The organism is Deferrivibrio essentukiensis (assembly GCF_020480685.1).
Taxonomy (GTDB): Bacteria; Chrysiogenota; Deferribacteres; order Deferribacterales; family Deferrivibrionaceae; genus Deferrivibrio; species Deferrivibrio essentukiensis.
Genome location: NZ_JAJAFU010000005.1, coordinates 29,370 through 42,566, shown reverse-complemented (window position 1 = coordinate 42,566; position 13,197 = coordinate 29,370). Strand labels below are relative to the sequence as shown.

The 13,197-nt window shown below is 32.1% G+C and carries 12 protein-coding genes; 3 read left to right on the top strand and 9 right to left on the bottom strand.

Annotation, left to right across the window (positions count from 1 at the left end):
• Genes LF845_RS04010 through LF845_RS04000 form a run of 3 tightly spaced genes read left to right on the top strand, consistent with a single transcriptional unit; the run spans window position 1 to window position 3,729 of the window.
• Complete coding sequence (locus tag LF845_RS04010) at window positions 1-1,284, top strand: amidohydrolase (protein WP_242819714.1); 1,284 nt, start codon at window positions 1-3, stop codon at window positions 1,282-1,284.
• A 1-nt stretch (window position 1,285) separates the two neighbouring features.
• The gene (gene purB / locus LF845_RS04005) at window positions 1,286-2,722 is read left to right on the top strand and encodes an adenylosuccinate lyase (RefSeq protein WP_242819713.1); all 1,437 of its coding nucleotides are present in this window, start codon (window positions 1,286-1,288) and stop codon (window positions 2,720-2,722) included.
• A gap of 14 nt (window positions 2,723-2,736) precedes the next feature.
• Window positions 2,737-3,729: an NAD(P)H-quinone oxidoreductase gene (locus LF845_RS04000; protein WP_242819712.1), complete on the top strand. Its 993-nt coding sequence runs from the start codon at window positions 2,737-2,739 to the stop codon at window positions 3,727-3,729.
• A 55-nt stretch (window positions 3,730-3,784) separates the two neighbouring features.
• Here the strand turns inward: LF845_RS04000 and LF845_RS03995 are convergent, their stop codons facing one another.
• The 9 genes from LF845_RS03995 to prfB are packed head-to-tail and all read right to left on the bottom strand — an operon-like array spanning window position 3,785 to window position 13,187.
• Window positions 3,785-5,602 carry a sulfatase-like hydrolase/transferase gene (locus tag LF845_RS03995; protein WP_242819711.1) on the bottom strand — a complete coding sequence of 606 codons (1,818 nt, stop codon included), beginning with the start codon at window positions 5,600-5,602 and terminating at the stop codon, window positions 3,785-3,787.
• Between the two features lies 1 nt (window position 5,603).
• Window positions 5,604-6,452, bottom strand: a complete 849-nt coding sequence (locus tag LF845_RS03990; protein ID WP_242819710.1) for a diacylglycerol/lipid kinase family protein — start codon at window positions 6,450-6,452, stop codon at window positions 5,604-5,606.
• A complete protein-coding gene (locus LF845_RS03985; protein WP_242819709.1) occupies window positions 6,449-7,048 on the bottom strand; it encodes a methyltransferase family protein in 600 nt (199 codons plus the stop codon). The genes LF845_RS03990 and LF845_RS03985 overlap by 4 nt, the downstream gene beginning before the upstream one ends.
• Window positions 7,045-7,839, bottom strand: coding sequence for a 1,4-dihydroxy-6-naphtoate synthase (locus LF845_RS03980; protein ID WP_242819708.1), 795 nt, complete (start codon window positions 7,837-7,839; stop codon window positions 7,045-7,047). Before LF845_RS03980 ends, LF845_RS03985 begins: the two co-directional genes overlap by 4 nt.
• A gap of 8 nt (window positions 7,840-7,847) precedes the next feature.
• Window positions 7,848-9,428: an MlaD family protein gene (locus LF845_RS03975; RefSeq protein WP_242819707.1), complete on the bottom strand. Its 1,581-nt coding sequence runs from the start codon at window positions 9,426-9,428 to the stop codon at window positions 7,848-7,850.
• Between the two features lie 14 nt (window positions 9,429-9,442).
• Window positions 9,443-10,210: an ABC transporter ATP-binding protein gene (locus tag LF845_RS03970; protein WP_242819706.1), complete on the bottom strand. Its 768-nt coding sequence runs from the start codon at window positions 10,208-10,210 to the stop codon at window positions 9,443-9,445.
• Window positions 10,211-10,218: 8 nt separating this feature from the next.
• The gene (locus tag LF845_RS03965; RefSeq protein ID WP_242819705.1) at window positions 10,219-10,998 is read right to left on the bottom strand and encodes an MlaE family ABC transporter permease; all 780 of its coding nucleotides are present in this window, start codon (window positions 10,996-10,998) and stop codon (window positions 10,219-10,221) included.
• Window positions 10,982-12,082 (bottom strand): alanine racemase, encoded by a 1,101-nt coding sequence (gene alr, locus LF845_RS03960; protein ID WP_242819704.1) that lies wholly within the window; start codon window positions 12,080-12,082, stop codon window positions 10,982-10,984. Before alr ends, LF845_RS03965 begins: the two co-directional genes overlap by 17 nt.
• Window positions 12,072-13,187: a peptide chain release factor 2 gene (gene prfB, locus LF845_RS03955; RefSeq protein ID WP_242819703.1), complete on the bottom strand. Its 1,116-nt coding sequence runs from the start codon at window positions 13,185-13,187 to the stop codon at window positions 12,072-12,074. The genes alr and prfB overlap by 11 nt, the downstream gene beginning before the upstream one ends.
• Window positions 13,188-13,197 lie beyond the last annotated feature (10 nt).

Below are 13,197 nucleotides of genomic sequence, written 5' to 3'. Positions count from 1 at the left end.
ATGAAAAAATTAGCTATTAAAGCCAAATATATTTTTTATAACAATAAAATTCACACGGATAAATTCCTTTTAATTAATAATAATCTTATTGAAGGTATTAGTAATCAACTAACTGATGGTGAATATGAAGTATTGGATAAAGGGAATTCAGGGATATTTCCTGCTTTTATAAATACCCATACTCACCTTCCGATGTCATATTTCAGAGGTCTTGCTGATGACTTACCTTTAAAGTCATGGCTTGAAGAGCATATTTGGCCAGCAGAGAGCAAAATGCTAAATGAAGAGTTTGTTTATGACGCGACTACATTAGCAGCAGCTGAAATGATAAGATCTGGAACAATATGTGCTAATGATATGTATTTCTTTTCCAAATACATAGGAAAAGCCTTAAAAGATGTTGGATTAAGGGGTGTTGTTGGTGGTGGTGTGCTAGATTTCCCAACAAAATTTGCAAAAAATTCTGATGAATATCTTAGAAGAATCGAAGAATTAATCGAAGAATTTGAAAATGATGAATTAATAAAAATTTCCATTTGCCCACACGCAGCCTACACAGTAAACCCTGATAATTATAAAAAATGTATAGATTTTGCAAACAAATACAACATACAAATACATACACATCTAGCTGAAACAGAGTGGGAAGTAAATGAAATAAGTAATAGATACGGAAAAACACCTGTAAGATTATTTGATGAAATCGGGTTGTTTGATACAAATACAATTTTTGCACATGTCATTTGGGTTGATGATGAAGAAATAGAGATTTTAGGAAGAAAAAAAGCAAATATTGCTGCTTGTGTAAAAAGTAATCTAAAACTTGCAAGCGGATTCATAAAAGCTCAAAAGCTACAAGAAGCTGGAGCAAATATTACCATTGCAACTGACGGTAATGCAAGCAACAATAGTCTTAACATGTTTGAAGAAATGTCTACCTTCGCAAAAACACAAAAAGGTCTAAACTTAAACCCCACCATAATGAATGCAGAAAATGTTTTTAATATGTCCACAAAAAATGCGGCAAAAGCACTAAATTTAAGTAAATGTGGAGAGTTAAAAAAAGGTAATTTTGCAGATTTTATGATTGTTTCTTTTGACGATATAAATATGTTGCCTGTTTACAATCCAATATCACACTTAGTTTATACTGCTGAGCCTTCTAATGTGACTGATGTTTTTGTGAATGGACAATGTCTATTAAAAGATAGAAAGTTTACTACGATTGATATTGAACAAGTTAAAGAAAAAGCAAAATATTGGAGTAAAAAGATAAGGAGCTGAGATGAAAAACTATTCGGTTTACCAAAATCCATTAGCTGAAAGATACACAAGCAAGGAGATGCTTGAGCTTTTTTCAGCACAAAAGAAATTCTCAACATGGAGAAAGCTTTGGATTGCTTTGGCTGAGTCTGAAAAAGAGCTTGGACTTAACATAACTCAAGAGCAAATTGATGAGATGAAAGAAAATATCAATAATATTGATTTTGAGTATGCAGCGGAAATGGAAAAAAAGTTTAGACATGATGTTATGGCTCATGTTCATACTTTTGGAAAAGTCTGTCCCAAAGCTATGCCAATAATTCATCTTGGTGCAACAAGTGCATACGTTGGTGATAATACAGATTTAATTGTAATGAAAGAAGGGCTTGAAATAGTAGTTAAGAAGTTAGTTAATGTCATAAATAATATTAAGCAATTCGCCTTGAAATATAAAGACTTGCCTACATTAGGATTTACTCACTATCAACCTGCTCAATTAACTACTGTAGGCAAAAGAGCTTGTTTGTGGCTTCAAGATTTTGTATTGGACTTTGAAGAGCTTGAGTTTGTAAAAGAAAACTTAAAATTTAGAGGGGTTAAAGGGACTACCGGGACACAGGCATCATTTTTAAATCTTTTTGAAGGAAATCATGAAAAGGTAAAAAAGCTTGACGAGCTGGTATCTAAAAAGATGGGATTTGAAAAGGTATTAAAGATTGCCGGTCAAACATATACAAGAAAACAAGATACTAAGGTATTAAAAGCACTTGCAGGGATAGCTGAATCAGCTCATAAAATGGCAACTGATTTGAGATTACTGCAAAACCTCAAGGAGATTGAAGAGCCTTTTGAAAAAAGTCAGATTGGCTCAAGTGCGATGGCTTACAAAAGAAACCCTATGAGGAGTGAAAGAATTTGCTCACTCTCAAGGCATGTAATTACTCTGACTATCAACCCATATTTTACGCATGCTACTCAATGGTTTGAGCGCTCTCTTGATGACTCAGCCAATAGAAGAATCACTATTCCTGAAGCTTTTATGACAATTGATGCTATTCTTGAGCTTCTTTACAATGTTACAAACGGACTTGTTGTTTATGAAAATATGATTTTAAAGCATATTATGGAAGAGTTACCATTTATGGCAACAGAAAATATTATTATGGCTTCAGTTAAAAAAGGTGCCAGCAGACAGGATATGCATGAAATAATCAGAAAACATTCCATGGAAGCAGGTAAAGTCGTCAAAGTTGAAGGAAAGCCTAATGATTTGATACAAAGGCTGATTAATGATAAAGAAATCCCTCTTAGTAAAGAGGAGATTGAAAATATGCTTAATCCTAAGGATTTTATAGGTAGAGCTTCTGAGCAAGTTGAAGATTTTGTTGAAGCTGAAGTAAATCCTATTATCGGTAAATATAAAAATTGCCTTGGACTTAATGTTGAAATAAAGGTTTAAAAGGAGGATTATCTATGAAAGCAGTACTTTTAAAAGGTTTTGGGGGACTTGATGTTTTAACTGTAGGTGAGGCAGAAAAGCCCACACCTAATGATGACCAGGTATTAATTAAAGTAGCAGCAACATCTATCAACAGACCTGATTTAGTTCAAAGAGAAGGTAAATATCCACCCCCTCCTGGGGACTCAGAAATACTTGGCCTTGAGGTAGCAGGAGTTATTGAAGAAGTTGGCAAAAACGTTACAGGATGGAAGAAAGGTGACAGAGTGGTAAGTCTTGTTGGCGGTGGCGGATATGCAGAATATGCTGTAGCCTATGGAAATCATCTTATTCCAATCCCTGAAAATATGACATTTGAAGAGGCTGCTTGTATATGTGAATCATATATAACCGCTTTTTTAAATATTTTTATATTAGGCGAGTTTAAAGATGGACAAACTGCTATTTTACACGGCGGTGGCGGCGGAGTTAATACTGCGGGGGTTCAGCTTTGCAAAGCCCTTACCCCTAACTCAAAATTAATCGTTACTGCACACCCTTCAAAAATTGAAAATGTAAAAAAACTTGGTGTAGACCTCGTAATTGATTACACATCAACAGATGATTTCTCTCCAATTGTTAAAGAATTTACCAATAAAAAAGGTGTTGATCTTATTTTAGACCATGTAGGAGCAAAGTATTTGGCGCCAAACATGAATTCTTTAGCGTACAAGGGGAAGCTTGTTATAATAGGGGTAATTAGCGGTATTAAGGCAGAGCTTAATCTTGCACTTATGATGGTTAAAAGACAGCAGATTATAGGTTCCGTTTTGAGGTCAAGACCAGTAAGTGAAAAAGGTGAAATAGTATCAGAATTTATAAGGGTAGCTTTGCCAAAATTTGCTGATGGCAGCATAAAACCTATAATTTCAAAAGTATTTACAATAGATGAAGTTGTTGAGGCTCACAGAATGATGGAAGAAGATAAACATTTTGGTAAGATAGTTTTAAAAATTCAGGATATCTAACAAATTATAAGTCAATTTAAATATTTCGTTAAGGTAGCTCTAATATGGAGCTGCCTTAATGTTTATAAAAATAGCTAAACTCTTTTATTAATGAATACAGTCTTTGCTTCTTTTTATTAATAAAATCCCTATCAGTCACTTCATTATAGTTTTGGTCATAAAGAGTCATATTTAGTGATTTATGCGTTTCATAAGAAAAATATAATACAGACTCGTTGTCAATTATTCCGCAATTACTCCAGTTGCAACTAATTACATATTCCCTTAGAGGCATATCAAACATATTTGCACCAAAGGAGTAATCTTTGTGAGGATTACTTACCCCTACCAAATCTAATACTGTCGGTACAAAATCATAATGTGAAGTCATTGTATTAATGTTTTTAGGCTCTTTTTTGGGGAAGTAAACTATAAATGGCACCTTAGTTTGGTATTTACCAAAACTGTTGTTATGCCCAAAATGCCCTTCTTCATAAAATTCTTCACCATGATCCCCAGTGATCACTACAATTGTATTTTCCAAGTCCCCTTTCTCTTTTAAATAATTAAAAATATCTCCTACAAGGTAATCGTCATAGTACACTGAATTTAAATAAGCATTTTTTACTGCTGTGATATTTTTTTTACCTATTATAAGATAATTTGCTTCCTTTCCATTTGTATGAAATTTTTCAAACTCTTTAGGATACTCCCTTGCATGAGGTGCATCAAAAAAAATAAAAGAAAAATACGGTTTGTCAGATGTATAATTATCTCTAAATTTTTTAAATCTATCCACTAATATTTTTTCTCTCAATGGCTTGTCATTAGTATCAAAAGTATCTTCAACAGATTCAGGTATATCAATAAAAACAGTCTTTCTAAACTCAGGAAAAGTTAAAAGTGTCGCGGATAATATTTTAAAATTATAGCCCAAATCTTTTAATACATTAAAAATTACCGGTCCCTGTCTATTATTAAGAAAATCATGCCAATAATAACCGTATAACCCGTAAAAAAGAGAAAATATGCCAAATCGAGTTGAATTACCCCCTGAATAGTGATTTTGAAAATTTTGTGATATTTTACTTATTTTATAAATATTTGGCGTAACTTCATCATTAATCATATCAAATCTCAAACTGTCAATTACTACAACTAAAATATTTTTAGACTTTTCCGCTGTATTCTTAATAATAATTTTACTCTTCGGGTAATCGAGATTGGTTTTCGTAATTTTAAGCCCTTTTTCCTTATTTATATCGATTTTCAGCACTTTTTTCGCAAAGCCTCTGACCGTCAAGGGCTGATATAATGGGTAAATTTTTGTATATCTTGTAACATTTTGAATATTATATATATCAAAAATTGCATATCCAACCTTCTCAAAAGCTGTCAAAAGAATTAAACTTAAATACACCAATAAGATATATTTAGGTTTAAAATTTATCTTTGGACTGAACTTTACTATTAAAATCTCAAAAATAAATAATAATAAAATTAAAAATATAGAAGTCAAAGTCGTAGACATACCTAATTGTACTGAATCCCAAAATCCTGGCGTTGTAACCATTCCAATAACCATTGCATTGAAGTGAAACCCGTAAATTCTATAAATACCCAAATCCACAAGCAAAAAGACTAATAATATTATACTTGACAAGAAAATAAACAGTTTTTGTAACTTTTTAGTTAATATTATAAAAGGTAAGTTTATTATAGTTAAAACAAAAATAAACATAAATGCATTTGAAAGTGCCGATAAAATAACAAATATTTTTGAATACAACACATTACTTTTTGTTGAAAATAAATAAAATAACATATGTAAACATAAAATAAGGAAAAAATTAACTAATTGAATTTTAAAAAGTTCTTTTAATCTTTCTTTCACTTTATCCCCTTGGTTTAAGTATAGACAAATCTGTCGTTACCAACCTTATCAGTAAGTCCTTCCCATCAAAATTCACATAATCACCATCAAGTTGAGCATCCTTTACATTTTCAATTTTAATGACATTGGTGAGGAATATAGGTAAACATTTATAAAATGTAAATATATGAATTAAGTATTTTAAAATTTCTTTAAAATTGTTTTTCTCTGCCATTAAGACCTTGAAATAGTCGGACTTTTTATTATAAATCTTAAAAGAGCCTGCGTATAGATTTCCAATACTTACAATCATATGGCACGGCTTATAAAATTTCTTATCAAAAAAAACATTAATTGTAGTGTATTTCATAAGCATGCCTTTTATCCCCGAAATAACGTAAGCGTATTTGCCGATATATTTTTTTATATTTAAATTTATATTTTTCACGGAAACAGCATCAAGTCCAAAACCCATCATTTGTATAAAAACCCTATCACCTGCAATTCCTATTCTCATCGGCAAAGCAGTGGAATTAATATCAAATCTTTTTAGGGCAGTCTTATAGTTAGAGCCAATAGAAAGCTCGCGACATAAAACATTAACTGTGCCAAGGGGGATAAAATATATTTTAGTTTTAATTTTATTATAATACAAACCCTCCACAACATCTCGTATAAATCCGTCTCCGCCTATTATAATTACAAGTTTAGGGTTTTTCGATTCAAAAAAGTCTTTTGCAAAGCCTTGATATTTAGATTCCACAGCAACTAAATCTATTGAATAGTTGTCACTAAAATATTTTATAATATAATCTATCTTACTCTTACTATAACTTCCGCTAGCCGGATTATAAATTGCATAAAAACTCATTTTTTTATTTTTACCTTAGGAAAAAGCATAGGTACATTTTTCTTATACTCTTTATAAGTATCTCCAAAAACATTTATCAATTTTCTTTCCTCATTTATTGCCCCCAAAATAAAGTAAAGAGTAAAAATAATATTAGTTATAAAATCTTTAACATAAAGCGGCCTACCCCATAAAATTAAAATACCTGCAAGGTAATAAGGATGCCTAACAATACTTAAAATTCCCTTATCTGTTATTAAATTAGTAGATTCGTAATGATATTTCTCTCTATTTTTGAAGTATTGTTTAATCTGTTTTAATCCTAAAAAAGAATCATTATCATAGGATTTTGATGCAATATATCCCACAAAAAGTCCAATAGCGCCTACTAAATATAAAAATAACCTATATGGTAAAGGTGGATAAAAAAATTCTTCTTTTGGTAACTTAAAGTAAATCCCAAATAAAGGAATTAGTAAAACAGTAGATAAAAAAACATAAAAAAATCTATACCACCACAAATGATATATTTTACCAATTACCTTATAATCAGCTAATACACTGTGTAATATGCAGTAAACAATAAGAAAAACTGCGTATAAATAATACAATTTCATCCTACAAAAATCGAATTCTTCGCACCAATAAATTTAGCTAATTCATCAATATATTCTCCAACATCAAGGGAAAAATCATTAACAAAAAGCTCAATATGTTTTTTTATGATTTCACCATTCAGCTCCCTTGCGTATTTTTTTATAAATGGAAATATATCGTTATAATTTTCTGAAGAAAATTTAATAGAATTCCTGATTAAATTGCAAAAATCACCGGCAATATTTGCAATATTTCTGTTGATTAAGATACAACCTAAAGGGATAGGCAGGCTGTATCTGCTCTCCCATAAATCTCCCAAATCAGCAATTTTTGCCAGACCATAATCTTTATATATAAACCTACCTTCATGAATAACAAGCCCCGCATCTATATCCCCATTTACAATAGCAGGCATAATTTTATCAAATCGCATTTCAGTAAAGTCGTTTTCAAAATCAGGGAAAAAATGTTTATATATCTTAAAAGCTGAAGTGTTAAATCCGGGTATACCTACTTTTGCTCTTTTAAGATTGTCCTTAGTCTTGATTTTTTTTGACACCAAAATAGGACCACATCCAAAACCCAAAGCCCCACCCGCTCTTAGCACCATATAATTTTCTTTGACTTTATCAACTACTCCATAGGACACTTTTACAATGTCAAGTTTGCTTTTTATCGCTAAATTATTCAAAACTTCCACATCATCAAGGACTACTTTTATTTCGTAATGATGGCCTATAAAATTATTAATAATTGGTCCAAATATAAAAGTATCGTTAGGACATGTAGAAATACCAAGTTTTAATAACATCTTATATCCTAATTAGTCGGCAATGGGATTTTTCCAAAAAGGTATTTAAGGTCATCATCAAGAAATATAAGCCCTGCACCAAGAAATCCGCTTCTGGTATCATCGTTTAGAAAGTCATCATAACCTACATTTAAATATAAGTTCTTAGTAAAATTATAGTATAAACTTGTCTTCATATGAGGCTTTCTATCTGAGTTACTGTCTGAAAAATCATAGGCATCCAATGATATTTGGAGTTTTTCATCATCAAGCGGGAAATAATCTGCCCCTACTCCAAACTCTGACTCCATAAGCCCTATCCTCAAATCCACTTTATCATAAAATCGTTGTACATACTGAGCTATAAAAGTTAATGAATTTTCCTGCCTTTTGGTTTCTTTTACAGAATATGAGGTACTTGTGGAGCTTGAAGGTCCTTCAATATAATAAGGTACATCTCCACTGTAATTATATGTAGTATTCGTAACATATGCTTTCCCTTTAGTACTGGTGGCAAGACCTAAAAGATAATATTTATCCTTTCGCGGTTGCACTTTGAGCTTAAAATATCCTTTACTCTCCCCTGTATCCCACATCTTCTCACCACTGAAAGACAGATAAAATTTAAATCTATCAAATTGAGTTACCATGTTTTTCAATCCTTTAACCGTTTCCTTAACATCTTTGGCAGTCTCATTATCATTTAATAGAGTACCAATAGTACCATCACCTTTATTAATCTTATCAGTAATTTCATTAATATTATCTACAGACTTCTCAAGCTTTGCTGTGACAGTCTTCATATTTTTAACTGTATCGGACAAATCATCTTTAGAGCCTGCAACAAGACTATCTATATTTCCTGTAATATTGTTAACCTTATTGGCAATTTCAGGTGTTTGAGATTTCAATACTTTTGATACTTCCGTAAGATTTGCTATAAGCTCATTAATATTTGATTGATTGGCAATTGTCATTTTACTGATAGTATCTGTTATTTGCTCCACAATATTAACAATGGTATTTATTTTTTTCTGATTTTCTTCCAGAATAGTTTTAAGGCTTTCTGTTGAATATCTTACATTTTCAAGTGTTTTTGTCATATTTTCTTTCCCCTCTTGAGAAGAAAAAACATCATTGAGAGATTTTACCAGGATATTTACCTGGTCAGCTATATCACCCAACTTTGCACTTAACTGATCAAAGTCAACACTCTCTTTGGAGTTCGTAATTACATCGCCATTTTTTAAAGACGTACTTGCGGAATCTTCCCCTAACTGTTCAAGTTCAAGGAATTTTTCACCCAAAAAACCGCTTGCGCGAACAGAAACTCTTAAGTTTGACGGCAAGATAACACCTTCTTTTATTACCAATTCAAGTGCAACTTTTGAGTCTTCAAGTTTTATATCTTTAATATAACCTACATCAACCCCTTTAAATTTCACAATTGCATCCTTTTCAAGACCTGAGGCATTATTAAGGTAAGCCTTGATAATATTACCTTTTTGCTTACCAAAGCTTATATCTCCTACTTTTGTAGTCATATAACCAATTAGTATCAGAGAAAGAACCACAAAGACACCTACTTTCGCTTCAAGTCCAAACTTCATAAACTAATACCCCTCTAAAAAATTTTAATAGGTCCATCCATTGAGCCACTTAAAAACTGCTGGACATAAGGATTATCAGTAGTCCTTAAATCCTCTATTGTCCCGTTTATAACCGTTTTACCATCATAAATCATTGCCACATAATCAGCAATCTTAATTGTACTGTCAATATCATGAGAAATGACAACGGAAGTAATATTTAGCTTTTTTTGAGTGTTATAAATAAGATTATCCACTACATCTTTCATAATCGGATCAAGCCCTGTTGTAGGCTCATCATACAAAATGATATCCGGCTCAAGGGCAATCGCCCGAGCAAGCCCTACCCTTTTTCGCATACCACCGGAAAGCTCCGATGGCATTTTATATTCTACATCTTTAAGACCAACAACCCTCAATTTTTCTATCACAATATCTCTAATCTCTTTCTCTTTTAACTTAGTATGCTCTCTAAGAGGGAAAGCCACATTTTCATAAACATTCATTGAATCAAAAAGAGCAGCATTTTGAAATAGCATCCCAAACTTTTTTCTAACTTTTATCAATTCATTCTTATCTATTTTTGTGATATCAACACCATCAACAAATATTTCCCCTTTATCAGGCTTTATTAAGCCCATAATTTGTTTTAGTAAAACACTTTTTCCAGTACCTGAAGGCCCGAGTATAACAGTAATCGCTCCTCTTGGGATAAGAAGATCTATCCCTTTATGAACAGCAAAATTACCAAAACTCTTATACAACCCTTTTACTTCAATCTGAATATCAACGTTTTCAATCATTATTTATCCTAAAACATAAATGCCGTTAAAATATAGTCAAACACAAGTATAAGTACGCAAGATAAGACTACCGATTCAGTAGTTGCTTGTCCTACACCGGCTGCCCCACCCTTTGTATAAAATCCTTTATATGAACCAACAAGAGTAAGAATAAGACCAAAAACAAGTGCCTTAATCATACCATTGTAAAAATCTCCTACATCAACATACCTATACATGTTTTGCAAATATAATGTTTTGTTTATTCCTAAAATATTTACCCCTACAAAATAACCGCCTATTGTCCCGCAAAATACTGCGACAGCATTCAGTATAGGCATAACAATTAAACCAGCTATAATTCTTGGAAGTATTAGGTACTGTACAGGCTCAACTGCAAGAGAGTATAGTGCATCAATCTGCTCTGTAACCCTCATAGTACCTAATTCAGCAGTAATTGCAGAGCCTGCCCTTGCAGCAACCATAATAGCACTTAATACTGGGCCTAACTCTCGTGCCATCCCAAGAGCAACTACTGTCCCAACCATATATTCAGCACCGAATTTACTAAAACCAATATAACTTTGAAAAGCAAAAACCATACCAGTAAAAGTTCCGGTTAATATAACCACTGACAAAGAATTTATCCCAATAAACTCAACCTGCTTTAACAAAAGTTTAAATCTAAAAGGAGGTTTAAAGGCCCATATTAAAGTTTCAATAAATAAAAGAAACATTCTGCCTGAGCCATAAATTAAATTTGCAAAAGGTGTCCCTATTATATTTAAAAATCTAATTACTACTTCCATCTTCACTCACATATATTCTTGGTATTCTATCTGAAATTCTACATAAAAGTTCATAAATTATCGTTTCAGCCCAATTTCCCCATTCATAGCCGGACACATTATCCCCCAACAATTCGACTTCATGACTATAAAACCTTTCAGGCACATTTGTCAAGTCAATCATAATCATATCCATGCATACTGCACCAAGTACATTACATCTAAAACTATCTATTTTAACATATGCTCTGTTGGTAAAAAGTCTTGGATAACCATCTGCATAACCAACCGGCAACACACCAATTTTCATATCTTTGTCAGCAATAAACTTTCTATTGTAGCTAATTGATTCACCCTTTTTAATGTTCTTTATATGAACAATATTTGAATAAATGCTCATAACGGGCTTAAGATAGCTATCTTTAACACCATAAACATATCCAAAAGAAGCAATACCCGGACGAATATATGTGTACCTATTTTCATATTTCAAAATTGCAGAAGAGTTTAAAACCGAAGTATTTTCAATAGAGTATCTTTTAACATAATCGTCAAATTCATTTAATTGTTTTTTTGTAAAATTATCATCGCTATCAGGGCTTGAAAGGTGAGACATTACTAAAGCAATATCAAAGTTTTTAAATTCTTCTCTAAAGATGCTTAAATTCAAAGTGGTATCAAAGCCAAGCCTATTCATTCCTGTATCTATTTTTAATGCTACAGGCATTTTTATATTATGTTTTGTCAGGTAAGAGTGATACTTTTCGGCAATATCAAAATCATAAATTGTCATAATTAAGTTACTGTTTATAACATCATTAAAGTACAAGTTATCGACATAACCTAAAATCAATATTTTAGGTTTTTTCCCGAGATTCTCTCTTAAAGTTACACCTTCTGCAATAGTCGCAACGCTAAAAAAATCAGATATATTTGTAGATAAAAGATATTTTCCAAGCTCAACAGCGCCATGCCCATAAGCATTTGCCTTTAAAGTTGCGATAGCTTCACTATTCCCTTTAATTTTGAGATAATTAATATTATCTGCATACCTTTTTAAGTCTATTTTAGCATAAGTTGAGCGTAATTTTTTGTTATACACCATCAGTTTTAATTCCAGCAACAAAGAATAAGTAAGACTTTATAAATTCGTCTAATCCACCATCCATAACCGCATCAACGTTTCCTGTTTCATATCTCGTCCTCAAGTCTTTTACCATTTTATATGGATGCATAACATAAGACCTTATCTGATTTCCCCAACCTATTTCAGATTTGCTGTTTTCTAACTCATTTTTTTCTTTGTTACGTTTTTCGATTTCAAGTTCATATAATTTTGCCTTTAATATCTTCATAGCATGAGCTTTATTCTTGTGCTGACTTCTCTCGTTTTGGCAGCTGACAACTATTCCGGTAGGTAAATGAGTAATCCTGACAGCCGAATCTGTAGTGTTGACATGCTGTCCACCGGCACCACTTGCTCTGAATGTATCAATTTTCAAATCCGACTCTACTACATTAACCTCAATATCATCATCAATTTCAGGCAGTACAAAGACAGAAGCAAATGAAGTGTGTCTTTTATTATTTGCATCAAAGGGTGATAGCCTAACAAGCCTGTGAACACCTGTCTCCCCTTTCATATAACCGTAAGCATAGTCACCAATTATATTAAAAGTAACCGACTTTATTCCGACTTCATCGCCCGGAATCAAATCAAGCACTTCATATTTAAAATTCTTTTTTTCAACCCACATGGTGTACATTCTAAAAAGCATATTAGCCCAGTCATTAGCCTCAGTCCCACCGGCACCGGAATGAATAGTAACAATTGCATTATTACTGTCATTTTCACTGTTTAGTATAAGTCTCAGTTCAAAGTCAGTAACTCTCTTTTCAAGCTCATCAAGAATATTATTCAATTCACCTTCAGCGCCCTCTTCACCAGCATCAATTAGCTCAACCATTACTTTACAATCTTCTATTAACTGTTTTATATACCTATACTCTTCTAAAAATTTCTTTTTTATTGATTGTTCTTTTAAAAGAGTTTTAGATTCCCTTTTATTCCAGAAATCAGGGTCTTCAACGGATAATTTATCAACCTTTTCGATCTCCTCAATCAGCTTATCTTCTTTTACCACAGGGATAAAGAGCTCAAACTTTTCATTTAATTTATTAAATCTGCCAATCAGTTCTTCAACAATCATTCTTTTTACT

Bases quoted from the DNA above. Each gene is read 5' to 3' on its own strand.
- LF845_RS03990 (WP_242819710.1), bottom strand. From the start codon at position 6,452: ATGAGTTTTTATGCAATTTATAATCCGGCTAGCGGAAGTTATAGTAAG.
- LF845_RS04010 (WP_242819714.1), top strand. From the start codon at position 1: ATGAAAAAATTAGCTATTAAAGCCAAATATATTTTTTATAACAATAAA.
- LF845_RS03985 (WP_242819709.1), bottom strand. From the start codon at position 7,048: ATGAAATTGTATTATTTATACGCAGTTTTTCTTATTGTTTACTGCATA.
- alr (WP_242819704.1), bottom strand. From the start codon at position 12,082: ATGGTGTATAACAAAAAATTACGCTCAACTTATGCTAAAATAGACTTA.
- LF845_RS04000 (WP_242819712.1), top strand. From the start codon at position 2,737: ATGAAAGCAGTACTTTTAAAAGGTTTTGGGGGACTTGATGTTTTAACT.
- LF845_RS03970 (WP_242819706.1), bottom strand. From the start codon at position 10,210: ATGATTGAAAACGTTGATATTCAGATTGAAGTAAAAGGGTTGTATAAG.
- LF845_RS03980 (WP_242819708.1), bottom strand. From the start codon at position 7,839: ATGTTATTAAAACTTGGTATTTCTACATGTCCTAACGATACTTTTATA.
- prfB (WP_242819703.1), bottom strand. From the start codon at position 13,187: ATGATTGTTGAAGAACTGATTGGCAGATTTAATAAATTAAATGAAAAG.
- purB (WP_242819713.1), top strand. From the start codon at position 1,286: ATGAAAAACTATTCGGTTTACCAAAATCCATTAGCTGAAAGATACACA.
- LF845_RS03965 (WP_242819705.1), bottom strand. From the start codon at position 10,998: ATGGAAGTAGTAATTAGATTTTTAAATATAATAGGGACACCTTTTGCA.
- LF845_RS03975 (WP_242819707.1), bottom strand. From the start codon at position 9,428: ATGAAGTTTGGACTTGAAGCGAAAGTAGGTGTCTTTGTGGTTCTTTCT.